Here is a 26450-nt window from a genome sequence, read left to right as displayed (position 1 = left end):
TCAGACCACGGTCGCGGGCCTGTTCGATGGGACGACCTCCGTCGACCTGTCCGCCGCAGACAGGCGCGCGAGAATATCCACAGCCGAGGTGATGTCGGGAAGTGAACGAGTGAAGGGAATTCGTTGACGGTCGTCGAAGGCATATCCCGTCCCGAATCGTAGTCCGGGTGCCAGCAGCACGCCGTGCGACTGAGCTTCGGCGACAAGGACACTGGATCGAAGACCGTCGGGCAGGGAACACCACAATGCCAGCCCGCCGTCCGGAACGCGAAAGTGCCAATCAGGCAGCCGATCTCGCATCAGAGCAACGGTGTGATCACGTGCGACTCTCGATATGTCGGCGCGCACTCGGCGTACCTCGTCGTATTTGCCCATCAACTCGACCGCAGCGAGTTGATCGAGAATGGACGTCGAGAGTTGGCGTCGCGCATAGGTGGCGGCAATTCTCGCCAGTAGCCCTGCCTCGGCGCGAACCCACCCGACTCGCAGCCCACCCCACACCGTCTTGCTCGTCGACCCGATCGTTACCGTCGCTATGTCCGGCGTTGCCGCCCCGAAGGGTTCGATGTCGGGCGACCCGTCGAGGGACAGGTCCGCCGCTACTTCGTCGACGATGGTCAGTACTGCGTGGCGGTGCATCGTTGCGGACAGCTGTCGGCGGGTGACGAGGGGGAGTCGAGCTCCCGATGGATTGGAGAAGTCGGGCATGAAATAGGCCAGGGTCGGTGCGCTTTGACGTGCGGCCCGGTCTGCGGCCGGCACGAACGCCTCGGTCTCGTCCGGGTCGATGGGCACCGGGATGCATCGGCCGCCGAGTGAGTGGACGAGTTCGACGACACCCGGATACGTCGGGTGCTCGACCAACACGCGGGCGCCCGGCTCGGTGAATGTCGCCAACACCGCATGGATGGCGTCGGTGGCACCGGAGGTGACGAGGATGTTCTCGGCTGTGGTCGACACTCCGCGCCCCCGGTAGTAGGCGGCGATCGATTCGCGGAGCTCGAACAGCCCGAGTGGGGCATAGCCGCCGGACGCGAATCGACCCTGAATTCTTTCGGCCGCGGTTCTGTACGCATCGGCCAGCAGGGGAGAAGCCGACGGTGACGCGTTGACCAATTCCACTGTCGCACTGTCACGGTCGCCGGCGAGGGAACTCCACGCCGGCATCGACCCCGTCGGGGAAACATATGTGCCCGAGCCTCGTTGGGCGCTGATCCAGCCACCTTCACGGAGGTGGCGGTAGGCCGACGCCACCGTGACCCGACTGACGTCCAGACTGATCGAGAGTGCCCGCTCGGCGGGTAGCCGCGTCTGAGCCGACACCTCGCCGTTCTCGATCAACCGCCGCAACTCGTCGGCGATCTCGAGGTAGAGCGGACCACCGGATCTGTTGCGCAGCGTCGACGGGCCGATGCGTGCTGCCAACTCCGGGGCCGAGATCGCGGTGGCGTCGAACGAGTCCATGCAGTCCACTGTCGCACACTGGACTGAACTATTCACGGTAAAACCAGTCCATTGTTGTCGCATGATCGCAATCGGAGCTGTATTGGCCTTGTCATTGGTCGGCGCGGGATGGACCGTGGTGGCACTGAGGGAGGGAGGGAGAAGCGCGCCTACTGGTCCGCCGCGCAGTCGTGTGAACGTCGACTGATGTGGCTGAGCTGCAGCAAACGCGCGCGCATTCGTCAGACGCGTCCGAGTTTGCTACCGATTCGGGGCCTATTTCGCTCGCACCTGGCAAACGCGCGCGCGTTTGCGAGATCAGCGGGGGTGGTGCGAGAACTGGGGGTGGGTGCGAACTATGGGCGCTGAGGTCAGTTGCCGTCGGCGATGGAGTCGATGAACGGCGTCAGCAGCAGGGCGAGATCGTCTGCGGCAGAGGCGACATCGTCGGGCGGCTCGGGAATGTAGCTCAGGGCCAGGCGCACGATGGACTTGCTGATGACGTCGGCCTGTCGTGGACTTGCGCCCACCCATCCACGCTGAAATGTCTCCGCCAGACGCTCGCCCGCACGGTCGATCAGCACCTCACTGTCGGTGGTGATCAGGCGCAGAAGATCCTCCGGCGCGTCGCCGCTGTGCAGAGATCGGACGAGTGGATCCAGACCGCTCAGCTCGAAGAACGACGAAAAGCCCTGTCTCAGAGCGGCCGACGCATCGTTCTCGTGTTGGTACAGCGCGGTCTCGCACATCGCGACGAACGCGTCCGTCAATCTGATCGCATACCCCTGTGCAACGCCGCGTCGCGAACCGAACTCGTTGTACAGACTCTGCCTGCTCAACCCCGCGGCCTTGGCGATGTGGCTCATCGTGACGTTGCGCCAGTTGCGCTCGTGCAACAACTCGCGCAGCGCATCGAGCGCCACATCGCGCGCCAGAGTGGACGCGGCTTCACGGTATCGACCGGGAGTCGACGTCTGTTCGGCGGCGGGCATGAACACGACTCTATCGAACGACCGCATGTGGCCTGTCCAGCCAACCTTCTTCGAGACTGTTCCGATCTACGGGGTCCGCGCTCGCGATGAGGGTGCGGACCTGCCGGATGTCCTTGGGATGACCTACCCCGATTGCCCCGACGAGCCTGTTGCCGCGCACCGCGCAGACCGTGAACCGACGGCTTTCGATGGAGCCGCGAACGACGAAATACTCGTCGCGTGCATCGGTCCACCCCGCGAATTGCAGGTTGACGCCGTGCTGCATGGACCATCCCCACGGAACATCGAGAGCACCGACGTCGAGACCGAGGATGGATCGCGCCGCCCGGGTCGCCTGATCGACGGCTCCGTTCCAGTGCTCACTCCGATACGTCCCGCCGAGTACCGAGTTGGGAACTTCGGCGACGTCGCCCGCGGCGTAGACGTTCGGTCGCGACGTACGCATGCCGGCGTCCACCAGGATTCCCGACGCGGTCTCGAGGCCCAGGTCTGCCCCGAGCTCGGTGTTCGCGACCGAGCCGACGGACATCAGCACGGTGCCGGCGGACCATGAACGACCGTCCTCGGAGGTTGCGAGAACGGTGCCGTCGGCCAGCTTCTCCAGGCCGGTCACGGCGACGTCGGTGTGCATCGTGACACCGTTGTCGGCATGTAGGTCTCGGTACATCTGCGAGATCGCGGCCGGTGCGATCCGATTCAGTGGAGCCGATGCCGCCTCCAACACCGTGACCTCGGCACCGAGCGATCGTGCCGCTGCCGCCGCCTCGCACCCGATCAGGCCGCCGCCGATCACCAACAGTGATCTCGTTCGGACGATCTCGGCCTGCAGCGGGGCGACATCGGCTGCGGTGCGAAGGGTGAACACGTGCGCGGCACCCGGTAAGTCGAGTTGTCGTGCACGAGAACCCGTTGCCAGCAGCAGGGCGTCGTACGGGACCGGAGCTCCCTCGTCCAGGTGCACCTCGGAATCGGTGACGGCGGTAGCCGTGACGCCTGTGCGTACATCGACCCCGTCGATGGCTGCACCGAGCTGAACCTGATCGACCGATTTCGTACCCAGCAGCAGTTCCTTGGAGACAGTCGGTCGGCGGTACGTGGTCCCCGGTTCGCTACCGACGATCGTGATGGATCCGGTGAACCCCTCGGCGCGAAGCACTTTGGCGGCGGTGTATCCGGCGGCCCCGGTGCCGACGATCACGACGTTGCCGGGTTGGCGAGCGGTCACCCGCGCTCGACCTCGACCATCTCGAAATCGGCCTTGGCCGCACCGCAGTCGGGGCACGACCAGTCGTCGGGAATGTCGTCCCAGCGTGTGCCGGGCTCGATGCCGTCCTCGGGCCAGCCGAGCTCTTCGTCGTACTCGAATCCGCACTGCACACAGCGGTAAAGCTTCATTGCTTGCTCCTGAAGTCGATTTTCTCTCGGACGCCGCAGTCGGGGCACGGCCACTCGTCGGGTACCTCGGACCACGGAGTTCCGGCCGGGAAGCCCTCGCGCGGTGCGCCCGCGGTCTCGTCGTAGACGAACTCGCACACCGGGCACTCGTAGACAGCCATCACTTCGCTCCGTAGGCAGCGAGGATCTTCTCCCGCTTGGACGGCTGGATGTTGACGCGAGTGATGTCGCCGTCGTAGTGATCGAGAACGCGGTGATCCATCACCTTGCGCCACACGGGCGGGAAGTAGGCCAACGAGATCATGCTTGCGTAACCGCTCGGCAGGTTGGGTGCTCCGTCCATGCTGCGCAGAGTCTGGTAGCGCCGGGTGGGGTTGGCATGGTGATCACTGTGTCGCTGAAGGTGATACAGGAAGATGTTGGTCACGATGTGATCGGAGTTCCAGCTGTGCTCGGGGGTGCATCGCTCGTAACGGCCGTTGTCCTTCTTCTGGCGCTGCAGGCCGTAGTGCTCGAGGTAGTTGACCGTTTCGAGCAGCGAAAAGCCGTAGATTGCCTGAACGACCAAGAACGGCAACACGATCGGGCCGAACGCAACGGCAAGGACCGTGTAGAGGACGACGGACATCAGCCACGCGTTGAGTACGTCGTTGTGAATACTCCACGTGCTCTTGCCCAGTCGCTCCATGCGAGTCTTCTCGAGTTCCCAGGACGACCGCAGGCTTCCCCACACGCTGCGGGGGAGGAAGGCCCAGAAGCTCTCACCGAACTTGGAGCTCGCCGGATCCTCGGGAGTCGCGACGCGCACGTGGTGACCGCGGTTGTGTTCGATGTAGAAGTGGCCGTAGAACGTCTGTGCCAGTGTGATTTTCGACAGCCAGCGTTCGAGGTCGTCCTTCTTGTGACCGAGCTCGTGCGCGGTGTTGATGCCCACGCCGCCCATGACACCGATGCTGATGGCCAGGCCGATCTTCGAGAGCAGCCCCAGACCGCCGTCGATGCCGAGCCACGAGAGGTTGTCAGCGGACCAGAGGTAGCAGGCGAACACCAGGCTGGCGAGCTGGAACGGAATGTAGGCGTACGTGCAGTAGCGGTAGTACTTGTCTTCCTCGAGCGCCTTCATCACCTCGTCGGGCGGGTTGTCGCCGTCCGGCCCGAAGAACCGATCGAGGATCGGGAGCAACCCGTAGACGAGCAGCGCGCCGATCCACCACCAGACCGGCGCCACGGCGTTCCAGCCGAGCTGGTTGAAAGCCCACACCAGGCCGGTTGCCAGAAACACCGCCGTCGGCGGGATCAGGCCCATGAGCCAGAGGTATCGCTTGCGGTCGTGCCACTCGTCGACGGGCGCCTGTGCCTGATCGTCGACATTCGATGCCGTCATCGTCACTCCTCGTGTAGGGCGGATCACTGTGCTGTGGACAATACGCGCAATTTGTATCCTGCGTGTACAAATCAAGATATTTGTACATCAGGCGGATGGATTGTTGCGGCAGTCACAGCGTCACCGATTGGACGAATCGGCCTGCTACCTTCCGACTCGTTGTGATCGGTCACGAATGGTCACGGCACTCGCAGGTCCGTCTGTATCCCGTCGGGGGTACTTCACATCAGGAGTAGTTATGGACGCATTCATCGCCAAGATCATCGTCGACGTCATCCTCGGGCTCATCGGCAGCGGAAGTGCCGAGAGCGGCAGCACCGCAGTGAGCGCAATCCTCGGATCCTGACCCGAAAGGGCTGCGTCGGCGAGAATGCCGGCGCAGCCCGCGGAGCGTCAGTGGCGAAGCGGCAGGAGTGAACGCGGGGCATCGCCGCACGCGCTCGATGGCGAACGGCTAGAAGCGGCCCTCGGCGATGGCGAGTACGACGAGAGCGATCGCCGCGATAATGAGTATTGCTAAGAGTGCCAATTGGATTGGGCTGGTCGAGCCTGGCGGCCGAACGCCGTTCGGACCCCTTTTCTGGAGCATGGCACAGACTGTAGGTCACTTCTCGGGTTTGTGCACAAGTTGGATGGTACAAACCGTCCAATGTGCCGATATGATTCGCACACCTGTTCGATCGGGAGTAGAGTTCGAGTCGGTGGAGCGAGGAGGGAAGCCTTGCTCCACCGCTCCTACATATGACACCCGAGCGAGTGGACGGTGACGGCGATGGACGACGTGTTGCGCAAGGTGGCGGAGCTCAAAGCACTGGTCGCCGAGCTCGAGGCCCTCGACCGCCAACGCGTCGGGATGGGTGACCGGCTGGTCGATCTCGAACACTACTTTCGCCGAGCGGGTTGCCCTGAGTTGTCGCAGCAGGCACTCGACGCGTTCGTCGGCACCTATGCCGGCCGAGTGCTCGAATTGGCGGACGGCATGCGCGGCTGACGCCTGCTGAAGACATCTGCCGTTCGCGTACCAGGCGGTATCTTCTGTGGTTCACTGGTTCATCCAAGTCGGGACACGAGGAAAGCCGCTCGAGATACGTGAACAGTCTGCGCGAATGGTGGGCACTTCCAGTCGACTACGGATGGAACGTTGCCTTCGCGCGCTCGCAGCAGGCGCTCGAGATCACGAAGATCCTCATCGGCCTCTGGTGTTGGCTGTTCGGCGCGGCGGCGGCCATCGGGTTGGTGGTGCCGGGCCTCGCCGAAGGCACTTTGGGTACGGCTGCACTGTGGTTCACCGTCGCTACGACAATCCCGGTCGGGGTCGCCTGGTGGGTCGGTGGCTGGCCGAGCTGGCAGATGTCGATCGCCTTCGTCTTCTACGCCGACGTCGTCCTCGCGGCCGTGGTGCTCACCATCGGTGTTCCTACGACGGTTCTGCCGACCGCCGCCCTGTTCACCGTCATCGGCAGTTACGTCGTCGGGTTCCACGGTCCCAAGCTGCTCACTGCCCACTACGGTTTCGCCTTGGTCACGACCGCGGTGCTGTACGGCTCGGCCTTGGTGGCCGAACCCGAACTACGGTTACTGGCCACGGTCTACCTGGTGATCTTGATACTGGTGATGTTCTCGGCGCCGCTGATCGTGCACACGTTCATGATGATGCTGCGACGCGATGCCACCGGCGCGTTCTACGACCCCCTCACCGGATTGCAGAACAGGCGGGGATTCGACGCTGCGATCGGGAACCTACGACTACGGCCGGGATCAGCAACCGGAATGACGGCCGTGGTGATGGACATCGACAACTTCAAGGCCGTCAACGACCGAGACGGCCATCTGCAGGGAGACGCCGTGATCCGGCTGGCGGCGTCCCGCATCCTCGACGTGTTTCCGGCACCCGCCATCACCGTTCGGCTCGGCGGCGAAGAGTTCGCCATCATTGCCCTCGACGACCGTGACTCGGTTGTCGCCAGCGCTGAGGTACTACGAATCCGACTGTGCAACGCCACCGATCGCTCCCCACTGACCGCCTCGATAGGCATCGCGCATGCGGTTGTCGACACGCGAGAGATCGGCACCGCAGTGGAAGAGTTGCTGGGTCGCGCGGACCGTGCGATGTACCGGGCCAAGGGGCTCGGCGGCGACCGCGTCGCCCTGTCGGAGGGCGAGCCTCGATCGCCGCGGCCGGCCGGCGAGCCGCACTGACGAACGACGGCGTCGACCGATCCCACTTCCGGAACCGGTCGACGCCGTCAACGGAGTCGAAATATGTTGCTACGGAGCAACCTTGGCCGCGATGGCCTGCTGCGTTCCGACGTCGAAGACCGGGTTGGTCAGGTGCACGTCGAGGGTGTTGTTGGGGCCGGCGATGAGACCGTTGAGCAACGAGGTGTACGTGCCGCAGTTCTGGAACTGCGGAATCGTGTACGTGCCCTTCACATGGGTGTCGGCCTCGTTGTTCTGAATCAGATCGATCGCGTCGAGGGCACCGGTCAGATTGGCGGTGGTCTCGCTGGTGACGCAGTTGCTCCCCGGGGGAATCAGGTCGAGTGCCGCCGACCCGGACGATCCGGTGCCGCCGATGCCGAGGGGCTTGACGGAGTCGATGCGAATCTTGAAGCTCTGCGCGACATTCAGCTCCAGTTGCGGTGCCTCGGCGGGACCGCCGGCTGCAATGGTGCCGGAGACCGGAGTGGCGTCGACGATGGAGATGGTGAAGTTGGCGAGCGTCGCCGGGCCCAGCTTCAGATCGGCCGATGCCTGCGGCAAGGCAAGAGTGCCGGTCACCGTTCCGCCGACGAGGTCGACGTCGGTGGCCAGAGCGGTGGTCGGGAAGACCACCGGCTGGCCGGTCTTGGCGATCACGGTCGTGGTGTCGGCCTGGAACGTGATGGGAAGGGTGTCGGCAGCGTTGGCCGGGCCGGCGACCAAGGTCGCCAGAGCGACACTCGACGCCAAGGCCGTCGCGGTGACGACGGCTTTGTTACGGATCTTCACGTGCTCTCCTGAATATTGTTGTTGTGCTGGAAAGGAATTGGCGATCAGGACAAGGTGAATGCCGGGTTCGGCTGCACCGACAGGCTGTTCACCGTGCAGTTGCCCGACATCGGCTGGTTGCTCGACGTCAGAGTGTTGGTCATATTGTCGAACGAACCTGCAAGCGTTGCGGGCCCGCAGTTGTAGCCCAGAAGCGAGAAGCCGACGTTCGAGACCTCACCGGTGGTGGAGCTGGTGGGAGTGAGGGTCCAGGGCAGGTTCTTCAGCTGCGGCAGGCCGCAGAGGCGGTTCGATCCGCTGATCTTCGCGTCTGTGATCGACGCCGACGAGCCGTCCGCGCTGGTGGATCCGGACAGGGTGATCGAGCAGCTGACGGGAACCCCGAACGAGGCCGGTGTGGTGACGACGATCGTGCCGGGTGCGGTGAAGGCGGTATTCGCCGGTGAGATGGTGGCGGCAGCGGCACTTCCGGCACCGAGGGTGGCCCCGGCAATCGCGACTGCAGCAGCGACAGTGGTGAACGTTCGGGTACGGGACGGCAGGTTGAGCGTCATCGATCCTCCAAGTCCGAGCAGCTTCCGGCTCCCAGACGGGCATCCGGTGGCTCCGGTGCTCCGGCAGCCGAAACGAACATTAGGACGACGAAATGGATGTCGGATATGTTCTTTTGCAAGACAGTGACAAGTCACAATCCGGTCGGTATGTTTGTTGTAAGTCTTGGTATTGATTTCGGTCGGCACCTCGGAAGGTATGTGCTTCATGGGTTTTCGGCCCGTTTTTTCTGGGGGAGTCGGCATGACGGGCGCGTCGGACACCCATCTGTGGCGTTATCGAACCGTTATGGTTCGTTACCGAAACGAGACGCGCCGTATTGCTTCGGCGACACCTGAGTCGTTCAAGCTGGCGTCAGCGAGAAAAGACGACCCGAAGAGGTTTGAAACAGATAGCAACCCCTGCGTGACGGGGGTGGCTTTTTCATGTCAAACTGTGGTGTGACGTTCGCGCTGGCCGAAGTAGGTTCAACAGTCGACACGGACACGGGAGAGTTGACGGTGCAGCCGTATTTCGCCCCGGTCTGTCGACTGGACAACGGTGCGCTCGCGGCAATCGAAGTACAACTGCGCGGCCCGAAGGACGGTCCACTCGCCTCCGCCGATGCACTCAAGCGCGCCGCTCGCGCCATGGATGCCAAGCGTGAACTCGATGTTCTCGCGTGGGGAGTCGCCCGGCTCGAAAGCGCCGTTCGGCTACCGATGCTGGTCTCGATGGATGTCGACTCGCTCGCAGCACTCGACGAAGCCACCGAAGAACAGTTGCGTCGCGACATCGTCGTCGTCACCGAGGCGGCACTCGTGGACAGCCCGGCGCGCACTCTGGCCGCGATCGACAAGGCACGTCGCGACGGAAAAGTGGTTGCCGTCGACGACGTCGGTCGCCGACCGCAATCCCTGACGCTGCTGCCGCTCATCGAACCCGATGTCATCATTCTGTCTTCCTCCATGGTCTCCACCCGGCCCGATCTGGCCACCGCCCGTACGGCGCACGCGGTGTCGGCTCAGGTGGAGCGAACCGGTGCCGTGGTCGTGGCCAGCGGAGTCGACACCGCTGTGCACCGCAGCCGGGCACTCGGTCTCGGTGCCACCTACGGAGTGGGCGAGCTGTACCCGGCTGCTCAGACGACCGAAGAGTTGCCGGCCGACGCCGCGGAGATCATGCCGCCGTTCCCCACCTGGAGCACCCCCGCCACCGCGCTCGAGTCGCCGTACGCGATTGCCGCTGCAGGCAAGGTCGCGACGCGGAGCACCAAGCGTCTGTTGGTCGCCATGAGCACGTCTCTGGAGATGCAGGCGTCGGCGTCGGGCCCGGAAACATTGGTACTCGGCACCTTTCAGCGGGCCGAGCATTTCACACCGACCAGCCGTGCGCGGTGGGTGTCGATGGCGGAGCAGATCTCGTACGCCGGTGTCTACGGGGTGGGGATGGGCTACGTGCAAGAAGGCGGCATCGTGCACGCCCCGCTCGACCCGACGGACTCACTCGTCGAGGAGTGGAACGTGGTAGTTCTCGGCCCGCATTTCTGCGGAGTGCTCGCCGCCATCGACCTTCACCGGGGCGAAGCCGACGCGGATCGTGAATTCGACTATGTGATGTCGTACGACCGCGCCACCGTAGTCCGTTGCGCCCGTGCAATTCTCGCGCGCTTCTGAACCGTCGAGCCGGTGGTGTGCGTACTGGATGTTTCGGGCAGCCACGGCAGGGCATACGGCACAACAGGTGATGAAGTAGTCCGGACTGCCACATTGCTCAGACCCCGTACGTTGAAAACACAGCGTGCGGGGTCGACTTGTCGGTCAGGGCAACTCGGCCATCTCGTGCACGAACTCCAGAGCGATGTCGTGCACTTTGCGATTGGCACGTTGCGACCTCTCGACCAACAAAGCGAACGCCTCGTCGGCAGTGATGCGGTGCACCGCCATCAGGATTCCCTTTGCCTGTTCGATAGGCGCGCGACGCGCCAACGCGTCCTGGAGATCGAGCGGGCCCTCGATCCTCGTCACGTGCGCTGTGCTCATGCAGTCATTGTTGCGCACCTGACGTCCATGCAGGTCAGAGACCGAAAGACACGCGGTGAAAGCGACAGACCGTGCCGTAGCCGTTACCGGTGACGTAGCGTTCCGTAACCGCCTCGTTATCAGGCAGCCGGGTTGGCCAGAGGTCTCCCGATCAGAAGTTCGAGGGTGCGGTAGGCATCCGTTCGCCGACCGTTGCTGGCATTGTCGTGGTACGCCGCGCCGGCGACGACCACGCCGACCGGAATTCGACCCGACTCGATATCGCGAGCCGTTTGCTCGGCGCAGTTCCGCAACACCGGGCAGTCGGCGCACAGCCGCCATGCCTTCTCTGCGCGTTTGCGTCCGTGCCGAGGAAGTTGTTGCGAGTCGTATGCATCCATGTCTTCGATGCACGCACCCTTGAGGCGCCAGACCTGGTCATCCGTCATCGTCGTGATCCGTTTCGCGTCGTGCCGATCGTTCCACAACGCTTATTCCCCATCCCTGGAGACTCGAAACAACCAAATGCCTTGCGGCGCCGAACACCCGCCGTTGGGCCCAGCAGTTCTGGCCCACCGCTCAGGCAGGACGACGAGCAGCAGACCGAGATATGACGGCCGCCGCCGCGATGGTCACCAGTGCGCCGAGCACGATGGCGGGGCCTTCACCGGGTGCCAGAACGCTGCTCTGCTCCCCGAGAGTCACGGCCGAAACCGGAACGCCCAGTTGGGCGGCCGCGAGTATCCCAAGCCCGACGGGCTGGCCTGTCGCGCGCATCGCACCGTGCACCGCGATTGCACCCAGACCCAACACGAGCCCCAGCACGATCATGCTCGGGTGGCCACCCAGCGCACGCAGGTCGAGTGACGCGCCGAGCCAGACGAAGTACAGCGGACCCAGGAAACCTTCGGTGATGGCGAACAGCTGTTTCGCCAGACGTCGCGGTTCTCCGATCGCAGCGATGGCCAGTCCGAAGCCGAAGCCGGCCAGCATCACCGACGCATGAGTGTGGACCGCGAGGGCCGCGAGGCCGAACAGCAGAACCAGGTTGAGTCGCAATTCGAGAGCGAACTTACGCTGGGCAGACACATGGTGGATTCGACGGCGCAGTCCGGTGAGGTCGAAGTGTCGCAGTATGTGGCCGTCTTGCTGGATTCGACTATCGGCATGATGACCGCGGCCGAGGACGATGCCATCAACACCGCGTAGAGACCGGGGTGCGGTGGATCGAACGCAGTGGAGACGGCCCAGCCGAGTGCGGTAGCCAGCAGCCCGATGGCCACAGCCCGCGCAGCGCCCACCCGGAGGCCGACCCGCAGTCGAGGATCGCGAATCGGTACCTGTACGACCCCGCCGACGTCAGGCAGAGTTCAGCGTCGGGTGCATGTTCGGCGGCAGCGCCGACGCAACGAGATCACCAGGGTGCAGCACGCCTTGCTCGGCCATCATCAGTCTCATCAGCTGCTCGACAACACGCAGCTGCGCCGCCAGAGGGCTGCGCATGAGTTTGCGGTCGTAGTCGATGCGGGCGGACCGATATTCGGTGTCGAGATCGCTCATGTCATCGTCTCCTCGAACGGTGGATGCTCGACGGCTCTACCGCGAGGGGTGGTTTCGCGCCTGCAGGAAGTCTTTCCAGTCGCTGTCCCAACGCCGCATGCGAACTCGATCACCGGCCACGGTGGTGAGATAGACCAGGAATCCGACCACGACCGCGCCGAGAACCCACACGAACACGGCTGTAGAGGCCCCGTTGACGACGGCACCGACTTCGCTGACGGGCGCACGCGCGAGGGTTCCGTTCGCGTCGCACCAAATCGGAGTGGTCTCACCGATGTGGACGTCCGAGGGAACCTCGGTCGATTCCGAGCGAATCGACCCGTCCGGTGCACTCCATTGCACCGTTGCGACACCGGTGGCGAGCGTGGTGCTGTCGCTGCCGGTACTCGTGGACTGCACGGTGTCGATCACTCGGGCGTCGACCTGAACGTATTGTGCCCGTTGCTGACGCGACCGCGTCGACAGGTCGCTGTAGGTCACCGAACCGATCGTCGCGGCGACGGGTATCAGCAACAGAAGGACCGCGACACCGACGACGTACGCCGTTCGTTCGATCCTGTCGGGCAGTCGCATCAGCGGATTGGAACACCAAGGAGTTCGGCGCCACCACCGGTGCGCGAGTTCTGCGAGCATGCGGTCACCTACCCCTCACCGCCGTGTGTTCGGCGTCGATTACGAGTCTCCGACGCCGTGCACTCGTAAGTAAGGGCACAAGGTCCCGATACGGCGAGGGCGGTGGCCCGTGAATGCGACCGTGGGTAGCGCGCAAGCGCGTGATGTTCGGGCGTGGTTTCATCGCGAAGTGGAGAGAAGTCCTCGTGGCGGCGGACCTTGTGCCCTAGCTCCCGGATTGTTCGGCAGCCACGCTGAGCTCATGATGTCGACAACACGAGCACTCACCACGAGGGACCGACGATGGCCGTGGCTGGGCGCAGTGTGCGCCGGAATTTCCATCAACGCCTTCGGTGGCGCGATCGGGTTGGCCTCGGGTGCCATCGATCTGGGCACCGAGGCGCACGCACGCCTGCCGCTGTCGAATACGGCGCTCGCCGGCCTCGCGTTGGTTCTGGTCGTCGGAGTGCCGATGGGACTGGCGGCGGCATCGGCTCTGGCGGGTGGCGGCAAGACCGGCCCCATCGCCCACACGGCGGGCGTACTGCTCGCTGCCTGGATAGTGGTCCAACCGCTTGTGATCGGCGAAACGAGTTGGCTGCAGGGCATGTTCGGCGTACTGGGAGTTCTCGTGGCCCTCCGAGGGTGGCGGATCACGGCGTACACGAACCGCCTCGCAAGTCGCACCGCATGAGAATCCTGGTCTCGACCGCCGGACGGCACGGAGCGACGAACTCGCTCGGGCAGGAGATGGCCCGCGTGTTCCGGCACGGGGGAGCCGAGGTCGATGTCTGCGCTCCGGATTCCGTCGTCGACATCAGTGGCTACGACGCCCTGGTCATCGGAAGTGCTGTCTATTCCGATCGGTGGGTCCCCACCGCCAAGCGGCTCGTCGAGCGGGTCTCCGGGTCTGCGCACCCACCCGTGTGGCTGTTCTCCTGCGGGCCATTGCATTCGAGCGACCGACCGGTCAACGACACCGCCGACGCCGCACGCGCGGTATCGATGTTGGATGCGTCCTCGCATCGAACATTTCCCGGTCGGCTCGACGCGGAACGGCTCTCGGTGGGCGAACGTCAGATCTTCGACAACTCCGGCGCGGTTGCCGGAGACTTCCGAGACTGGGTTCGTGTGTGCAATTGGGCCCGAGAGATCCTTGCCTGTCTCACGGCTGGGACACCGGGCTCGTAACCTTCGTGAACGTGCCTGCACCGACGCGCCGAGCGGACGGGCAGACGTGCTCGTGAATCTCTGCCGCCAACTGTGCCACCGATTCGGTCAAGACGGTATTCGCTTCGATCATGTCCTGCAGCAGTGCGGTATTCGAAAGTGTATGTACGGCAACCTCACTGCTCACCGAGTCCGCGCGCTTGGCCGAGATCAGCAGAATGGCACCCTGCAGTCCTGCCATCATCGACAGGAACAGGTTGAGCAGGATGAAAGGGTACGGATCGAACCCGTCGTTCTGGTTGTACGCGGCCCACAGCGCCATCACGCCCAGGAACAGGAAGACGAACGGCCAGGAGCCCATTCCGTTTCGGACGTAATCCGCCGCACGCTCACCCGTGGTCAGTGCATCACCGGTTCGGACGCCCGGATGTCTTCTCCACAGGTTCATCGTTCGCAAGTCTTCGAATCGGAGGGTGCAGAAGTGTCCATGGTGCCTAGAGTGGCCCCTGATCGCCAGAGTCACCAGGGACGAAAGTCCATGACTGCTGTGCCTTTTGCCTCCCCACGCGCACCTCGGGAGACGTCCCGACCGGTCGATGACTTCCGGCCCTACGCGCCGACCGCCGCAGCGCCGATCATCGACGGTGTGCATTGCTCGACGGTCGAGAACGGCACCGGTTTCTGATGTTGGAGGAAGTTCACGATGAAAGCAGCTGTTGTCACCGAGTTCGGCGGGCCCCTAATAGTCAAGGACATCCCGATACCGCAGCCCGCGCCCGAACAGGTGCTGGTGAAGATGGAGACGTGCGGTGTGTGTCACACCGATATCCATGCTGCGCAGGGGGATTGGCCGGCCAAGCCGACCTTGCCCTTCGTCCCCGGGCACGAGGGCATCGGAGTGATCGAGGCGGTCGGGTCGCAGGTGTCGAAGGACAGAATCGGTGAGCGAGTCGCCATCGCGTGGCTCGGTTCGGCATGTGGCGAATGCGATCACTGTGTCTCGGGTTGGGAGACGCTGTGCGAGACGCAACAGAACAGCGGCTACTCGATCGACGGTGCGTACGCCGAATACGCTGTCGCCCATGCGAAGTATGTCGTCCATGTTCCCGACGGGATCTCCTCGTTCGACGCTGCCCCACTGACCTGTGCCGGCGTGACCACGTACAAGGCTGTCAAGGTCGGTGGCGTCACCCCGGCGCAGCGCGTGGCCATCTTCGGTGTCGGCGGGCTCGGTCATATGGCGGTGCAGTACGCCAAGATCGCCGGCGGCTTCGTCACCGCGGTCGATATCGAGGACGAAAAACTCGACCTCGCACAAGAACTCGGCGCAGACCACACCGTCAACTCGGCGACGACCGATCCGGTGGAGGCAATTCAGGCGCTCGGTGGAGCCGATGTCGCGATCGTCCTGGCCGTCATCCCGAGTGTGTTCGATCAGGCCTTCCGGTCGCTACGCCGCGGTGGACGTCTGGTGTGCGTGTCGATGCCGGCGCACGGCGTGTTCCCGATCCCGATCTTCGAGACGGTGGTCGGCGGAATCTCGGTACTCGGCTCGATCGTCGGCACCAGGACAGATCTGCGTGAAGTGTTCGCACTGCACGAGGCCGGACGAACGACGGTATCGGCGGTGTCGCGCAAACTCGACGAGGTCAACGACTGCTTCGACGACCTGATGGCCGGACGCGTCACCGCTCGTCAGGTTTTCGAGTTCTGAGGGGCTCTCCGATCTCGACGAGTGTTCCCCATGGGCTCGATTCGCCGTAGGGTTGCTCGAGGGCAGACACGCGCTGGACCAGCGCGTGTGCTCACAAGGAATCGAGCAGTGATGAATGCAGCGATTCAGGTGCAGAATGCGCGCCGCCACTGACGTCGCGTAGACCGACCAGCTTCAGTACGTCGATGATGCGTGTGACCGGGATACGTTGAGTCTGAGCCAGATACAACAAGTGGTCGTATGCGGTCCGGCCCGGGTGGACGGCCTCGGAATCCAGCAAGGTGCCGACCGTGAGTAGTGGGCGGTACAGCTGCGCGTACTCGACGCCCCCGATCAGTGCGGTGCCCGCGCTGGGGCGATCCAATCCGACGATCAATCGCATCGTGGTGGACTTACCCGATCCGTTGGGGCCGAGAAAGCCTGTGACAGTGCCGGGTTCGACGACGAACGACAGGTCGTCGATGACGAGCTTCCCGCCGTAGCTCTTGCTCAGTGCGCGTACTTCGATGGCGTAGCTCATCGTGATCGACTCCCGCGCACGAGTCGGTAGACGATCCACTCGAACCACGACAGGTTCGAGCGGTCGAACTTCCCCACCAATGTGGTCGGTGTCGTCTTCATGAGGTCCTCGGGTATCGAGCGTGTTGCGCGAACAGAGGCGTTGTTGTTCGGTCGGCTCATGGACACAGCGTGCTCGGCTCGGCTCGGCCGTCGTAGGGCATTAGGACCCTCGTAGGTCGACGAACGGCATTGTCCGGTCGGGGACAGTCACATGCTGGGCCGGTGGGTGACAGCGGCGAGGCGAGCGGGCGACGGCACGACGGTGACCGGGCAGTGCGCTCGCGTCAGCACCGACCGGCTGGTCGAGCCGAGCATCATCTCCGCGTAGCCGCCGCGTCCGTGACTACCGATCACCACCAGCTGAGCACCTTGGGCGTGATCGAGAAGTGCCTGCACCGGTTTGTCCTTGACCACCACGGACCGCACCGACACCGTCGGATGGAGTCGAGTGTGCGGCTCGAGCAGCCGCGCCAAGTGATCTGCAGCCGCGCGTCGGTTGTCCGGCCACTCCATTCCTCGAATCGGGAAGCCGATCGACAGATCCGTGTCCGACCAGGAGTGCACCGCAGTCAGTGGTGCCGATCGAACATCCGCCTCCTCGAACGCCGACGTCATTGCGGCAGCGCTCGCCTTGGTGCCGTCCACGCCCACGACCACCGGTTGGATCGCGTGGTCGAGACCGCCGTCGGTCCAGCCACGCACCACGGTGACCGGGCAGCGAGCATGAGTGGTGACGGCGAACCCGATCGAGCCCAACGACCGCTGCTCGGTGCCACCGAGCCCCCGCGTGGCAATGACCACCATGCGGGCCGTCTCGGACAGTTCGAGCAATGTGGACACCGCAGAGGCTTCGGACGAGACGGTATCGACGGTGACTGTCGCCGTCCCACGAGTCGCAGTCTCCCGGGCCTCGCTGAGAATTCGGTCGGTTTCCGATCTGGCCTGGTGCACCACGGTATCGGGGAGGACGCCCAACCCGGTCAAGACCTTGGGCAGCGACGTCGCCGAGACGACAAGCAGATCGGACAGGTGCAATCGTGCGTCGAGAACGGCCCAACGCACCGCGTCCAGAGCCGCCGCCGAACCGTCGACCCCGACGATGGTCGGAAGTGGACCCATCGATTTCCTCCTCGGTCGTGGTGTCGAAATATCCATCAGACGCCCCGCACAGACTCGGGCGCGGCAGGACAACAACACCTGGACCGAGGACTTTGGTCCTCTGTTTCGGTGACGAAAGGTCGGACCACCGCCGCCCGTCCCCCGTAGGCTCACAGGTCGAGGCGTCCGACATGGACGCAGGTAGAGGGGTGTCGACGTGGTCACGGTGTTCTTGGTGGACGATCACGAAATCGTGCGGCGCGGTCTGATCGACCTCATCGACTCCGATCCCGATCTCGAGGTCATCGGCGAGGCAGGCAGTTGCGCGCAAGCGCTGGCCCGAATTCCGGCCCTGCAGCCCGACGTCGCGGTGCTCGACGTGCGGCTACCCGACGGCAACGGCATCGAACTGTGCCGTGAGCTTCTCGATCGACTGCCGAACCTCAAGACCATGATGCTGACCTCGTTCACCGAGGACCAGGCCATGCTCGACGCGATACTCGCGGGCGCGAGCGGCTATGTCGTCAAGGACATCACCGGCATGGAACTGACCCGCGCGATCAAGGACGTCGGTTCCGGCCGGTCGCTGCTCGACAACCGTGCAGCCGCGGCGTTGATGGACAAATTGCGAGCCGGGACGGCGTCATCGGGCCCTATCGATCACCTCACGCCCCAGGAGCGCACCCTGCTGGATCTGCTGGGAGAGGGCCTGACCAACAGACAGATCGCGGCCAGGATGTTCCTGGCGGAGAAGACGGTGAAGAACTACGTGTCTCGGCTGCTCGCCAAGCTCGGGATGGAACGCCGCACCCAAGCTGCGGTGTATGCGTCGAAGCTCGCCGACGGCGATCCGCCTGCTCATCGGAAACCGGGGTCCCGGGATGGATGACCAGCACGGGGAAACCCGGTCTTCGCTACCGCAACTCCGGCTCGGGGAGCTGCTTGCCGAGGTGCAGGATCGTATCGGTCGCATCGCCGATGCGAGGATTCAAGCCGACGGTCTGCTCGACGCGATGCTCGTCATCACCTCGGGACTCGATTTGGAGGTGACGCTGCGTTCGATCGTGGAATCGGCCGTCAAGCTCGTCGACGCCCAGTACGGTGCGCTCGGCGTGCGCGGAGAAGGCCACGGATTGAGTGCGTTCATCAACTACGGCATGGACGAGGACACCCGGGTGGCCATCGGCCCGCTCCCCACCGGCCGCGGGGTACTCGGACTGTTGATCGACCAACCGAAAGTGCTACGTCTGGACGATCTGACATCGCACCCGGAATCGGTGGGTTTCCCGCCCAACCATCCCCCGATGAAAACCTTTCTCGGAGTGCCGATTCGGGTTCGCGACGAGATCTTCGGCAATCTCTATCTCACCGAGAAGAAGGGCGGCAAGCAGTTCGCCGAGGACGACGAAGTCGTCACCAAGGCGTTGGCGTCCGCCGCCGGCATCGCCATCGACAACTCGAGGCTGTACGAGGACTCGCGGGTGCGTCAGGCGTGGATGGAGGCAACGCGGGACATCGGCACCGAGCTCCTTTCCGGGACGGACATCGACGAAGTGCTGCAGATGGTGGCGCGTAAGTCGTTGCACCTGACCGGGTCCGATGCGGCGTTCATCGCGGTACCCGAGGACGCAGACCAAGCCTTCGGGGATGTCACGCAACTCGTCGTCACGGTCAGCGAGGGACTCGGGGCCGATCGAATGATCGGGGCAGTCGTTCCGATCGAGGGCTCGAGCTCGGGAGTAGCCTTTCGGCGTCGAACTGCGTTGCGGAAGGAGCGACTCGACTACGGGGTCAAGGAACTGGGCTCTGCTTTCGGACCCGCAATGATTTCACCCTTCCGCGTGGCAGAGGGCGTCAGTGGAGTCCTGGTGGTTCTGCGCGCCGCGGGGCGGGGACCGTTCGACGAGACCCAACTCGAATTGGTCTCGAACTTCGCCAACCAGGCCGCGCTGGTGATGCAGATCGCGGACGCCAGCCGGCGAATGCATCAACTCGACGTGTTGTCCGACCGGGATCGTATTGCCCGTGACCTGCACGATCACGTGATTCAGAGGATCTTCGCTGCAGGATTGGCGCTGCAGAGCACCTTGCAGCGCACCGAGTCCCCGGACCTACGGCAGCGTCTGTCCAGAACGATCGACGACCTGCAGGACACGGTGCAGGACATCAGGACGACCATTTTCGACCTGCAGAGCACATCCCACTCCGCAACACGGTTGCGGCAACGTATCAACAGCGCAGTACTCGAACTTACCGAGAACGTCGATATCCGTGCCGTCGTGCGGATGTTCGGACCACTGTCGGTCGTCGACACCAAACTCGCAGATCATGCCGTTGCCGTTGTCCGCGAGACTGTCAGCAACGTCGTTCATCACGCCCAGGGCGACACTGTGACCGTTACTCTGTCGGTGGGGAACGAGCTCGAAATCGTGGTGTCCGACAACGGAATCGGTATGCCCGACAACACCACCACCAGTGGGTTGTCCAACCTGGGGACCCGCGCGGCCGAGTGCGGCGGAACCATGACCGTCTGCCCCGGTGCCTCCGGCAGCGGCACCGATGTGACGTGGGCGGTACCGCTGCCCTGACGGCTCCAGTCGTTGGTCACCTCTTTCGATGACCTCCGGCCGTTACCGCGAGTGGCGATGAGCTCGTAGCGTTTTCGGTGACGGTGCCGATCCTGCGTCGCACCACCGAGAGGAACCCGATGAACATCTCACACACCACCGGACCCGTTCTGGTCGGAATCGACGGATCGACGGCCGCGCTCGATGCAGTGCGCTTCGCTGTGCGTGAGGCGCGAGGCCGAGGAACATCACTGCGACTGGTACATGTGATCGAACCCCAGATGCAGCGTGAAACGGTATACGGGGCACCCGACGTGGACGGTGACTATGCGCGCACCGTCTTGGACCAGGCCGCGATCATAGCGCGGACGAGCGACCCGACCGTCATCGCGGAAGCTGTTGTTCTACAGGGTGTCCCGGAAACGGTGATGCTGTCCGAAGCAGCGTCTGCGTGCCTGATCGTATTGGGTGCCAAGACCGAGAATTCGATCGCTGCACGGGTTCTCGGATCCATGGTGCGCACGGTGGTCGAATGCTCACCGAACCCCGTGGCCGTTGTGCACACCTTCGATTCCGAGCGCGACGGCGCGGTCGTCGCCGCTCTGGGAGAAGCGAAGGTTTCGGCATCGGATCTCGTTGTGGCGCAGGCATTCCACGAAGCGTCGATGCGCGGGGCCACCGTGTTGGCCGTGCACACCCAGACTGTCTCGACCATTCTGGCCAGCGCCAGCGCCATCGGTGGTCCGGTCGACCATCTGCACCCCGAGTCGGCAATGGACGTCCGGTTGGAACCCTTCAGCGCCGACTATCCTTCGGTGCGGGTCGCGTCGGTCTACGCCGAGGCCGATGCGGGATCGGAACTCGTCGCGGTGTCCGACACTGCACAGCTGCTGGTGGTGGGGCACGAGCGCGATCGCGTGCCGGGAAGCACGTTGACGAAAGTCCTGCGGCACGCCGAATGCCCCGTCCTCGTTGTGCCGCACGCATGAGTACCGTGAACGCGAGGGCGATCGTCGTCGGCGTCGACGGATCCGGTTCGTCACTCGACGCGGTCGGCTGGGCCGCACGCGAAGCCGAATTACGCGGAGCACCGTTGAAGCTGGTGTCCGCGTACCAAATCAGGGCCCTCTACACCAGTTTCGTCGCACTCCCGTCGCACCTCGGCTCCGAGGAGAATGCACGTGCGGAGTCTATTCTGACGTCGGCATCCCTCGTCGCGCGGCGGTCGGTCGAGAAACCCGACGCGCTGACGATCATGATCGAACCGATTGTCGGACCGACTGTTCAGGCGCTGATCGACGAGTCCGCCACCGCGTCGATGATGGTGGTCGGCTCACGCGGCAACGGCGAGTACTTCGCCGAGCTGCTCGGCTCTGTGAGCACGGCAGTGGCTGTGCAGGCGCGCTGTCCGGTAGTCATCGTGCCGCGCAGCGTGGAATTACATTCGGCACGGGGACCGGTCGTCCTCGGAGTCGACGCCTCGGCGCACAACCAGGAGGCCGTCCGGCTGGCCTTCGAGGAGGCCTCGCTTCGGGGCACTGGCCTCGTTGCAGTCCACGTGTCGACGGACCGACTCGTCTCGGCACCCGACGCGTCGACGTCGGACAAGTCCGAGGCGATCGTGTCCAACGGCCGAACCGTGTTGGCCGAAAACCTGTCCGGGTGGAGCGAGCTGTATCCCGACGTGGTGGTGAAGCAGACAGTGCTGCGCGGCGACGTCGTCGAACGCATCCTCGGCGCGGCGGTGCGCGCAGAGGCCGTGGTGGTCGGTTCGAGCGGACGCACGGGTTTCAGTGGCCAGCTGCTCGGATCCACCGTTCGGTCACTGGCCCACCGCGTCGACTGTCCGCTGATCATCGCTCGCGGATAGCACTCGATCCGTCACGACCACCGCCATTCGCGAATCTCGGGTAGATCCTCGAAATGTTTCCGGATGTAGGCGTCGTGCCGGGTCAGTTGGTCCCGGCAGTGCTGCCGCAGTTCCTCGGCACCGGCCGGCGCCGTGTGTGCTCGGTCGAGTGCTTCGATCGCCAGGTGGTAGCGACTGATCTTGTTGAGCACCACCATGTCGAACGGTGTTGTCGTAGTGCCTTGTTCGATGAAGCCGCGGACGTGGAATCTCTGCGCGTTCGGACGGCCGTGCAGCAGCTGGTGCACCGCCCGGGGGTAGCCGCGGAAAGCGAAGACGACATCGACCGAGTCGGTGAACAGATCGGCGAACTGATCCTCCGAGAACCCGTGTGGATGATCGGCGACGGGTAGCAGCGCCATCAGATCGATGACGTTGACCACGCGCACCTTCAGCTCGGGTGTCCAGTTACGCAACAGGTCCGCTGCAGCGAGAGTCTCCTCGGTCGGAACGTCGCCGGCGCAGGCCAGCACGATCTCAGGATCGCGCGGAGTAGCGGTGTTCTCGGTACCGGCCCAGTCCCACCGCGAGGCACCGGCTGCTGCGTGTGCGCGAGCCTCGGTGAGCGTCAGATACTGGGGATGGCTCTGTTTGTCGACCACCAGCACGTTGACGTGTCCGCGGCTGCGAAAGCAGTGGTCGGCAACGGCGAGAAGAGTATTGGAGTCCGGTGGCAGCCACACGCGCACCACATCCGGTGCCAGAGGAATCACCGCGTCGATCAGTCCGGGCCCCTGATGACTGAACCCGTTGTGGTCGTTGCGCCAGCACGTGCTGGTGAGCAGCACGTTCAACGAGGCGACGGGTGCTCGCCAGGCCAGAGTGGCCGCATGCTGCAGCCACTTGGTGTGCTGGATCAGCATCGACACGCTCACCATCGCGAACGCCTCGTAGCTCGCAAACAATCCGTGTCGGCCCGACAACAGGTACGCCTCGAGCCAGCCCTCACACAGATGCTCACTGAGCACCTCCATGACGCGGCCGTCGGCGGCCAGGTTGTCGTCGAACTCGGTGGTCGGCAGCTGCCAGCATCGGTCGGTGGCCTCGAACACGGCCTGCAGACGGTTGCTGGCGGTCTCGTCGGGGCAGAACAGGCGGAAAGTGCCACCGCCGTCGGGTCGTGCGTTGTCGAGGTAGATATCCCGCATCATCTCCCCGAGTACGGTGGTCGTCTCGTGTGAGACGCGTCCCGGGGAGTCGATCGTAAGAGCGTAGTTCTCGAGCTCACGAATGACCAAGGGCTGCAACAGCACACCGCCGTTGGCGTGGGGAGTGGCCCCGAGCCTCTTATCGCCCGTCGGAGTGAGTTCACGGATGTGCGCCGCGGGTACGCCGTTGTCGTCGAAGAGTGATCCTGGATCGTAGGAGAGCAACCACTGCTCGAGCTGCGCCAGATGCGACGGGTTCTCACGGACGCCGGACAGCGGGACCTGGTGGGCCCAGTGCGTTCCCTCGATCAGCTTGCCGTCCACCTCGTGTGGCCCGGTCCAGCCCTTCGGGGTGCGCAAGACGATTGCAGGCCATGCACTTCCGTGGTGCGACTCGCCGCCGCGGGCCGCACGCTGGATTCTCCGAATATCGTCGTGGGCGCGGGCGAGAGCGAACTGCAAGGCCGGGAACACCTCTCGCGGATCGTCGCCCTCGACGAAGATCGGTGCCCAACCCTGACCGCCGAGGTAGTCGGCAACCACTTGATCGGTGCTGCGCCCGAGCACTGTCGGGCCGGAGATCTTGGCGTCGTTGAGATGCAGAATGGGCAGCACTGCGCCGTCACGAACCGGATTCAGGAACGCCGGGATCTTCCACGAACCCGACAGCGGACCGGTTTCGGCCTCCCCGTCGCCGACGACACAGGCGACCACCAGATCGGGGTTGTCGAACGCCGCGCCCGCTGCGTGGATCAGGGCATACCCCAGCTCGCCACCCTCGTGGATACTGCCGGGGGTCTGCACGCTCACATGGCTCGGAATGCCACCGGGAGTGGAGAATTGGCGACACAGACGACGCACACCGTCGCTGTCGAGCGAGATGTCGGGATAGATCTCGCTGTACGTGCCTTCGAGATAGGTGTTCGTGACCAACGCCGGGCCACCATGACCGGGACCGGTGACATACAGCCAATCCGAACCGGTTCGGCAGATGAGGCGATTGAGCAGCGTGTAGATCATCGACAGACCGGGGCTGGTGCCCCAGTGCCCGAGCAGTCGGGGCTTGATGTGTTCCACCGTCAGTGGTTGCCGTAGCAATACATTGTCCTGCAGGTAGATCTGGGCGACCGTCAGGTAGTTCGCGGCAGCCCAGTAGCGCAGATCGGCGTCGAGTTCATCGGAGCTGTAGGTGGTCTCGGTGGTGGACGCGGTCATCGGTTCGTGGGTACGACAACGACGGGAACATCGACCGAATGCAGCACTGCGCGGGAGGTCGATCCGAGCAGCATCGAGGCGAAGCCGCCCCGGCCGCGGCTCCCGACCACGATCAGCTGCGCGCTCTCGGAGGCGCGGACCAGTTCGCGAACGGGTCTGTCCTGAACCACCACCCGGCGGATGGTGACGTCGGGGTAGTCCTCCGACCATCCGGCCAGGCTCTCGGCCAGCGAAGTCTTCTCTGCCAGTTCGGAGTCGGCCCACGGACCTTCTTCGTCGCGGGTCAGCACGCTCCCGAGCTCGAGATCGCTCCACGCGTGTACGGCAACGAGGTCGACACCTCGCATCGACGCCTCGCGCAACGCGAATCCGATGGCCGGCTGGCTGTTGGACGTGCAATCCACACCCACGACCACCGGCCCGTCGCTGACCGTGTTCGACTTGATCACTGCAACAGGGCACTTGGCGTGTGACACGACGGCGGTACTGACCGACCCGACCAATCCGCCGGTGAACTCACCGAGGCCTCTCGAACCGACGACAATCAAGGCAGGCGCGACGTCGAAGTGCGTCAGATTGCGTGCAGCCGAGCCATGTTCGAGACGAGTGTCGAGAATCAGCGAATTGCCTGCCGCGGTCTTGTGCGCAACGTCGACCGCAGCGGTCAGGACCCGCTTGGCCTCGACGTCCGGATCTGCGAACGCGCCGATCCGGAGGCTGATGGCATCGCCGTAGGTTCCCGGCGCGAACAGTGACGACGTGACCAACTCGAGCGGGGCGTGGCGTCGTATCGCCTCGCGCGTTGCCCAACGGACCGCGTCGAGCGATGTGGCAGATCCGTCGACTCCGACGACGACCCGACTCGATGCATTCATGTTGTATTCCCGTCCGTTGACTGTCGTGTTCAGGTACACCTCGAGCATGGCCGGTTCGCTGGAGCGCAGACAGAGTCGGAAGTCCCTCGGCTCGAGCCGGAATGCCCTGACCGCTACCCCTGGGGGGTATGTCTTGCTATCGTCGGTGACATGCATGCAGTGATCCGACGCCGTCGCCCGGGCTTTGCCTCGGCGACCGGATTGCTGATCGCGCTGACGATCCTCGGGGTACTGCTGATGCATTCGGTGACGCCGACCATGTCGGCACAAAGCGAGCATGCGGCCATGGCGTCGGCGACGCACCACGAGGACCCGGTTCAGGTGGCAGTCGGTGAGCACGACTGCCCGTCGGCACATCAGATGATGCATCCGTGCGTGGGAACCACCGTGTCGTGGGCTGCGCTGTCGGTCCCGGCGACGAGCGTCGATGTCGCCCACCCGATCATGTCGGAGGACGGGATCGGTGGGCGCGTCCATTCCATATCGGAGCGTGCGCCGCCGTGGACTCTGTGGGAGTTGGACAGATCGGTGACCTTGCGAGTGTGACAGGGAGCCCGGTGGACGCACGACCACCGGCGGATCGGCATACCTAGAGCCCTCTATTACACACTCGTTCAAGGAGATTCACATGCGTACAGCACTCGTCGCTTCGGTGGCTGCCGCCACCGTGAGCGCATTCCTCGTCGCCGGCTGCAGCAACGACACCACGTCGGATTCGTCGACGACGACTACCTCATCGGCTTCCGTTCAGGATTCGGCATCGGCATCGGCGGAGTTCAACGACGCCGACGTCATGTTCGCGCGGATGATGTACCCGCACCACGCGCAGGCCGTCGACATGGCTGAAATGGTTCAAGGTCGCACCGGCAATCCGGACGTCGTGGCACTGGCGTCGGCGATCCAAGCCGCGCAGCAACCGGAAATGGACCGGATGACGGCCTGGCTCGCCGAATGGGGTCAGCCCGCACCCCAGTCGGACATGGGTGAGATGAGCGGAATGGACCACAGCTCGGGTATGGGCATGATGTCCCAGCAGGACATGGACGCCCTGACCGGTCTGTCGGGCCCGGAGTTCGACCGTCAGTGGCTGACGATGATGATCGAGCATCACGAGGGCGCGATCGAGATGGCGAACAACGAGATTGCGGACGGCTCGAACCCCGACGCGCAGGAGATGGCCCGCACGATCGTGGCAACTCAGCAGCAGGAAATCGACAAAATGCGGACGTTGCTCGGCTGATCTGAATCCACACGAAGGCCGCAC

Annotated in this window: 32 protein-coding genes; 13 read left to right on the top strand and 19 right to left on the bottom strand. The window is 64.1% G+C overall.

The genetic code is table 11. The features are described 5' to 3' along the window. The 6 genes from yczR to CH266_RS16955 all read right to left on the bottom strand — a co-directional run bounded on the left by yczR (position 1) and on the right by CH266_RS16955 (position 5214). Positions 1-1464, bottom strand: coding sequence for a MocR-like transcription factor YczR (gene yczR / locus CH266_RS16980; RefSeq protein ID WP_094715765.1), 1464 nt, complete (start codon positions 1462-1464; stop codon positions 1-3). 350 nt (positions 1465-1814) lie between these two features. Next, positions 1815-2435 (bottom strand): TetR/AcrR family transcriptional regulator, encoded by a 621-nt coding sequence (locus CH266_RS16975; protein ID WP_032375138.1) that lies wholly within the window; start codon positions 2433-2435, stop codon positions 1815-1817. Between the two features lie 10 nt (positions 2436-2445). After that, positions 2446-3660, bottom strand: a complete 1215-nt coding sequence (locus CH266_RS16970) for an NAD(P)/FAD-dependent oxidoreductase (RefSeq protein ID WP_094715764.1) — start codon at positions 3658-3660, stop codon at positions 2446-2448. Further along, positions 3657-3830, bottom strand: coding sequence for a rubredoxin (locus CH266_RS16965; protein ID WP_027495558.1), 174 nt, complete (start codon positions 3828-3830; stop codon positions 3657-3659). Before CH266_RS16965 ends, CH266_RS16970 begins: the two co-directional genes overlap by 4 nt. Next, positions 3827-3991: a rubredoxin gene (locus tag CH266_RS16960; protein ID WP_027495559.1), complete on the bottom strand. Its 165-nt coding sequence runs from the start codon at positions 3989-3991 to the stop codon at positions 3827-3829. Before CH266_RS16960 ends, CH266_RS16965 begins: the two co-directional genes overlap by 4 nt. Further along, positions 3991-5214, bottom strand: coding sequence for an alkane 1-monooxygenase (locus CH266_RS16955; RefSeq protein ID WP_032375140.1), 1224 nt, complete (start codon positions 5212-5214; stop codon positions 3991-3993). Before CH266_RS16955 ends, CH266_RS16960 begins: the two co-directional genes overlap by 1 nt. Before the next feature lie 772 nt (positions 5215-5986). Here CH266_RS16955 and CH266_RS16950 point away from each other — a divergent pair. Both CH266_RS16950 and CH266_RS16945 read left to right on the top strand, forming a co-directional pair. Next, positions 5987-6205: a hypothetical protein gene (locus CH266_RS16950; protein ID WP_027495561.1), complete on the top strand. Its 219-nt coding sequence runs from the start codon at positions 5987-5989 to the stop codon at positions 6203-6205. 98 nt (positions 6206-6303) lie between these two features. Further along, complete coding sequence (locus CH266_RS16945; RefSeq protein WP_094715763.1) at positions 6304-7413, top strand: GGDEF domain-containing protein; 1110 nt, start codon at positions 6304-6306, stop codon at positions 7411-7413. Between the two features lie 69 nt (positions 7414-7482). Here the strand turns inward: CH266_RS16945 and CH266_RS16940 are convergent, their stop codons facing one another. Together CH266_RS16940 and praA are read right to left on the bottom strand one after the other, a co-directional pair. Continuing rightward, a complete protein-coding gene (locus CH266_RS16940; protein ID WP_027495562.1) occupies positions 7483-8205 on the bottom strand; it encodes a hypothetical protein in 723 nt (240 codons plus the stop codon). A 44-nt stretch (positions 8206-8249) separates the two neighbouring features. Then, positions 8250-8759: an alkane oxidation protein activator PraA gene (gene praA, locus CH266_RS16935; RefSeq protein ID WP_032366927.1), complete on the bottom strand. Its 510-nt coding sequence runs from the start codon at positions 8757-8759 to the stop codon at positions 8250-8252. A 423-nt stretch (positions 8760-9182) separates the two neighbouring features. Here praA and CH266_RS16930 point away from each other — a divergent pair, with 423 nt between their 5' ends. Continuing rightward, entirely contained in the window at positions 9183-10412 is a 1230-nt protein-coding gene (locus CH266_RS16930; protein WP_081371299.1) for an EAL domain-containing protein, read from the top strand. A gap of 144 nt (positions 10413-10556) precedes the next feature. On the opposite strand, the gene CH266_RS25910 is transcribed toward CH266_RS16930, so the two are convergent. From CH266_RS25910 to CH266_RS16905, 5 genes are all read right to left on the bottom strand, one after another. Next, positions 10557-10778 carry an ANTAR domain-containing protein gene (locus CH266_RS25910; RefSeq protein WP_230593455.1) on the bottom strand — a complete coding sequence of 74 codons (222 nt, stop codon included), beginning with the start codon at positions 10776-10778 and terminating at the stop codon, positions 10557-10559. A 119-nt stretch (positions 10779-10897) separates the two neighbouring features. Then, entirely contained in the window at positions 10898-11206 is a 309-nt protein-coding gene (locus CH266_RS25905; RefSeq protein ID WP_135043299.1) for a WhiB family transcriptional regulator, read from the bottom strand. Positions 11207-11336: 130 nt separating this feature from the next. Beyond that, a complete protein-coding gene (locus CH266_RS25900) occupies positions 11337-11846 on the bottom strand; it encodes a cation:proton antiporter domain-containing protein (protein WP_094715762.1) in 510 nt (169 codons plus the stop codon). A 270-nt stretch (positions 11847-12116) separates the two neighbouring features. Next, positions 12117-12317 (bottom strand): hypothetical protein, encoded by a 201-nt coding sequence (locus tag CH266_RS16910; protein WP_094715761.1) that lies wholly within the window; start codon positions 12315-12317, stop codon positions 12117-12119. Between the two features lie 36 nt (positions 12318-12353). Continuing rightward, positions 12354-12950 (bottom strand): Rv1733c family protein, encoded by a 597-nt coding sequence (locus CH266_RS16905; protein ID WP_094715760.1) that lies wholly within the window; start codon positions 12948-12950, stop codon positions 12354-12356. Between the two features lie 241 nt (positions 12951-13191). On the opposite strand from CH266_RS16905, the gene CH266_RS25450 reads away from it, so the two are divergent. Both CH266_RS25450 and CH266_RS25445 read left to right on the top strand, forming a co-directional pair. Then, a complete protein-coding gene (locus tag CH266_RS25450; protein WP_176457125.1) occupies positions 13192-13623 on the top strand; it encodes a hypothetical protein in 432 nt (143 codons plus the stop codon). Further along, positions 13620-14120 carry a flavodoxin domain-containing protein gene (locus tag CH266_RS25445; RefSeq protein ID WP_176457124.1) on the top strand — a complete coding sequence of 167 codons (501 nt, stop codon included), beginning with the start codon at positions 13620-13622 and terminating at the stop codon, positions 14118-14120. Before CH266_RS25450 ends, CH266_RS25445 begins: the two co-directional genes overlap by 4 nt. Here the strand turns inward: CH266_RS25445 and CH266_RS16895 are convergent. Then, the gene (locus CH266_RS16895) at positions 14095-14547 is read right to left on the bottom strand and encodes a DUF1003 domain-containing protein (RefSeq protein WP_094663388.1); all 453 of its coding nucleotides are present in this window, start codon (positions 14545-14547) and stop codon (positions 14095-14097) included. The genes CH266_RS25445 and CH266_RS16895 overlap by 26 nt on opposite strands. 90 nt (positions 14548-14637) lie before the next feature. On the opposite strand from CH266_RS16895, the gene CH266_RS25440 reads away from it, so the two are divergent. Both CH266_RS25440 and adhP read left to right on the top strand, forming a co-directional pair. Next, complete coding sequence (locus CH266_RS25440; protein WP_155289616.1) at positions 14638-14784, top strand: hypothetical protein; 147 nt, start codon at positions 14638-14640, stop codon at positions 14782-14784. An 18-nt stretch (positions 14785-14802) separates the two neighbouring features. Further along, positions 14803-15813 carry an alcohol dehydrogenase AdhP gene (adhP, locus tag CH266_RS16890; RefSeq protein ID WP_032371845.1) on the top strand — a complete coding sequence of 337 codons (1011 nt, stop codon included), beginning with the start codon at positions 14803-14805 and terminating at the stop codon, positions 15811-15813. Between the two features lie 91 nt (positions 15814-15904). Here the strand turns inward: adhP and CH266_RS16885 are convergent, their stop codons facing one another. The 3 genes from CH266_RS16885 to CH266_RS16880 form a co-directional block, all read right to left on the bottom strand. Next, positions 15905-16333: an ATP-binding cassette domain-containing protein gene (locus CH266_RS16885; protein WP_094715759.1), complete on the bottom strand. Its 429-nt coding sequence runs from the start codon at positions 16331-16333 to the stop codon at positions 15905-15907. Beyond that, positions 16330-16494 carry a hypothetical protein gene (locus CH266_RS25435; protein ID WP_176457123.1) on the bottom strand — a complete coding sequence of 55 codons (165 nt, stop codon included), beginning with the start codon at positions 16492-16494 and terminating at the stop codon, positions 16330-16332. Before CH266_RS25435 ends, CH266_RS16885 begins: the two co-directional genes overlap by 4 nt. 87 nt (positions 16495-16581) lie before the next feature. After that, positions 16582-17493, bottom strand: coding sequence for a universal stress protein (locus CH266_RS16880; RefSeq protein WP_176457122.1), 912 nt, complete (start codon positions 17491-17493; stop codon positions 16582-16584). 196 nt (positions 17494-17689) lie between these two features. On the opposite strand from CH266_RS16880, the gene CH266_RS16875 reads away from it, so the two are divergent. The 4 genes from CH266_RS16875 to CH266_RS16860 all read left to right on the top strand — a co-directional run bounded on the left by CH266_RS16875 (position 17690) and on the right by CH266_RS16860 (position 21909). Next, a complete protein-coding gene (locus CH266_RS16875) occupies positions 17690-18361 on the top strand; it encodes a response regulator (protein WP_027495581.1) in 672 nt (223 codons plus the stop codon). Beyond that, on the top strand, positions 18354-20060 hold the full coding sequence (locus tag CH266_RS16870; protein WP_094715757.1) for a GAF domain-containing sensor histidine kinase: 1707 nt from the start codon (positions 18354-18356) through the stop codon (positions 20058-20060). The genes CH266_RS16875 and CH266_RS16870 overlap by 8 nt, the downstream gene beginning before the upstream one ends. 119 nt (positions 20061-20179) lie before the next feature. Then, positions 20180-21028: a universal stress protein gene (locus CH266_RS16865; protein WP_141214545.1), complete on the top strand. Its 849-nt coding sequence runs from the start codon at positions 20180-20182 to the stop codon at positions 21026-21028. Continuing rightward, complete coding sequence (locus CH266_RS16860; protein WP_176457121.1) at positions 21025-21909, top strand: universal stress protein; 885 nt, start codon at positions 21025-21027, stop codon at positions 21907-21909. The genes CH266_RS16865 and CH266_RS16860 overlap by 4 nt, the downstream gene beginning before the upstream one ends. 11 nt (positions 21910-21920) lie before the next feature. Here the strand turns inward: CH266_RS16860 and CH266_RS16855 are convergent, their stop codons facing one another. Both CH266_RS16855 and CH266_RS16850 read right to left on the bottom strand, forming a co-directional pair. After that, on the bottom strand, positions 21921-24311 hold the full coding sequence (locus CH266_RS16855; protein ID WP_094715754.1) for a phosphoketolase family protein: 2391 nt from the start codon (positions 24309-24311) through the stop codon (positions 21921-21923). Then, on the bottom strand, positions 24308-25186 hold the full coding sequence (locus CH266_RS16850; protein WP_027495586.1) for a universal stress protein: 879 nt from the start codon (positions 25184-25186) through the stop codon (positions 24308-24310). The genes CH266_RS16855 and CH266_RS16850 overlap by 4 nt, the downstream gene beginning before the upstream one ends. Before the next feature lie 150 nt (positions 25187-25336). Between CH266_RS16850 and CH266_RS16845 the strand changes: the two genes are divergently transcribed. Both CH266_RS16845 and CH266_RS16840 read left to right on the top strand, forming a co-directional pair. Continuing rightward, the gene (locus CH266_RS16845; RefSeq protein WP_032381429.1) at positions 25337-25732 is read left to right on the top strand and encodes a DUF6153 family protein; all 396 of its coding nucleotides are present in this window, start codon (positions 25337-25339) and stop codon (positions 25730-25732) included. An 82-nt stretch (positions 25733-25814) separates the two neighbouring features. After that, positions 25815-26426 (top strand): DUF305 domain-containing protein, encoded by a 612-nt coding sequence (locus CH266_RS16840; RefSeq protein WP_094715753.1) that lies wholly within the window; start codon positions 25815-25817, stop codon positions 26424-26426. Positions 26427-26450 lie beyond the last annotated feature (24 nt).

This window comes from Rhodococcus sp. 06-1474-1B (assembly GCF_002258885.1).
In the GTDB taxonomy this organism is placed as follows: domain Bacteria; phylum Actinomycetota; class Actinomycetes; order Mycobacteriales; family Mycobacteriaceae; genus Rhodococcoides; species Rhodococcoides fascians.
This window is presented reverse-complemented; position numbering and strand designations above follow the sequence as displayed.

Bases quoted from the DNA above. Each gene is read 5' to 3' on its own strand.
- CH266_RS16845 (WP_032381429.1), top strand. From the start codon at position 25,337: ATGCATGCAGTGATCCGACGCCGTCGCCCGGGCTTTGCCTCGGCGACC.
- yczR (WP_094715765.1), bottom strand. From the start codon at position 1,464: ATGGACTCGTTCGACGCCACCGCGATCTCGGCCCCGGAGTTGGCAGCA.
- CH266_RS16930 (WP_081371299.1), top strand. From the start codon at position 9,183: ATGTCAAACTGTGGTGTGACGTTCGCGCTGGCCGAAGTAGGTTCAACA.
- CH266_RS16870 (WP_094715757.1), top strand. From the start codon at position 18,354: ATGGATGACCAGCACGGGGAAACCCGGTCTTCGCTACCGCAACTCCGG.
- CH266_RS16880 (WP_176457122.1), bottom strand. From the start codon at position 17,493: ATGGGTCCACTTCCGACCATCGTCGGGGTCGACGGTTCGGCGGCGGCT.
- CH266_RS16895 (WP_094663388.1), bottom strand. From the start codon at position 14,547: ATGAACCTGTGGAGAAGACATCCGGGCGTCCGAACCGGTGATGCACTG.
- CH266_RS16860 (WP_176457121.1), top strand. From the start codon at position 21,025: ATGAGTACCGTGAACGCGAGGGCGATCGTCGTCGGCGTCGACGGATCC.
- CH266_RS16910 (WP_094715761.1), bottom strand. From the start codon at position 12,317: ATGAGCGATCTCGACACCGAATATCGGTCCGCCCGCATCGACTACGAC.
- CH266_RS16965 (WP_027495558.1), bottom strand. From the start codon at position 3,830: ATGAAGCTTTACCGCTGTGTGCAGTGCGGATTCGAGTACGACGAAGAG.
- CH266_RS25440 (WP_155289616.1), top strand. From the start codon at position 14,638: ATGACTGCTGTGCCTTTTGCCTCCCCACGCGCACCTCGGGAGACGTCC.
- CH266_RS25445 (WP_176457124.1), top strand. From the start codon at position 13,620: ATGAGAATCCTGGTCTCGACCGCCGGACGGCACGGAGCGACGAACTCG.
- CH266_RS16850 (WP_027495586.1), bottom strand. From the start codon at position 25,186: ATGAATGCATCGAGTCGGGTCGTCGTCGGAGTCGACGGATCTGCCACA.
- CH266_RS16865 (WP_141214545.1), top strand. From the start codon at position 20,180: ATGAACATCTCACACACCACCGGACCCGTTCTGGTCGGAATCGACGGA.
- CH266_RS16885 (WP_094715759.1), bottom strand. From the start codon at position 16,333: ATGAGCTACGCCATCGAAGTACGCGCACTGAGCAAGAGCTACGGCGGG.
- CH266_RS16955 (WP_032375140.1), bottom strand. From the start codon at position 5,214: ATGACGGCATCGAATGTCGACGATCAGGCACAGGCGCCCGTCGACGAG.
- CH266_RS16855 (WP_094715754.1), bottom strand. From the start codon at position 24,311: ATGACCGCGTCCACCACCGAGACCACCTACAGCTCCGATGAACTCGAC.
- CH266_RS16950 (WP_027495561.1), top strand. From the start codon at position 5,987: ATGGACGACGTGTTGCGCAAGGTGGCGGAGCTCAAAGCACTGGTCGCC.
- CH266_RS16975 (WP_032375138.1), bottom strand. From the start codon at position 2,435: ATGCCCGCCGCCGAACAGACGTCGACTCCCGGTCGATACCGTGAAGCC.
- CH266_RS25435 (WP_176457123.1), bottom strand. From the start codon at position 16,494: ATGAGCCGACCGAACAACAACGCCTCTGTTCGCGCAACACGCTCGATA.
- CH266_RS25910 (WP_230593455.1), bottom strand. From the start codon at position 10,778: ATGAGCACAGCGCACGTGACGAGGATCGAGGGCCCGCTCGATCTCCAG.
- CH266_RS16960 (WP_027495559.1), bottom strand. From the start codon at position 3,991: ATGGCTGTCTACGAGTGCCCGGTGTGCGAGTTCGTCTACGACGAGACC.
- CH266_RS16905 (WP_094715760.1), bottom strand. From the start codon at position 12,950: ATGCTCGCAGAACTCGCGCACCGGTGGTGGCGCCGAACTCCTTGGTGT.
- CH266_RS25450 (WP_176457125.1), top strand. From the start codon at position 13,192: ATGATGTCGACAACACGAGCACTCACCACGAGGGACCGACGATGGCCG.
- CH266_RS25905 (WP_135043299.1), bottom strand. From the start codon at position 11,206: ATGACGGATGACCAGGTCTGGCGCCTCAAGGGTGCGTGCATCGAAGAC.
- CH266_RS16840 (WP_094715753.1), top strand. From the start codon at position 25,815: ATGCGTACAGCACTCGTCGCTTCGGTGGCTGCCGCCACCGTGAGCGCA.
- praA (WP_032366927.1), bottom strand. From the start codon at position 8,759: ATGACGCTCAACCTGCCGTCCCGTACCCGAACGTTCACCACTGTCGCT.
- adhP (WP_032371845.1), top strand. From the start codon at position 14,803: ATGAAAGCAGCTGTTGTCACCGAGTTCGGCGGGCCCCTAATAGTCAAG.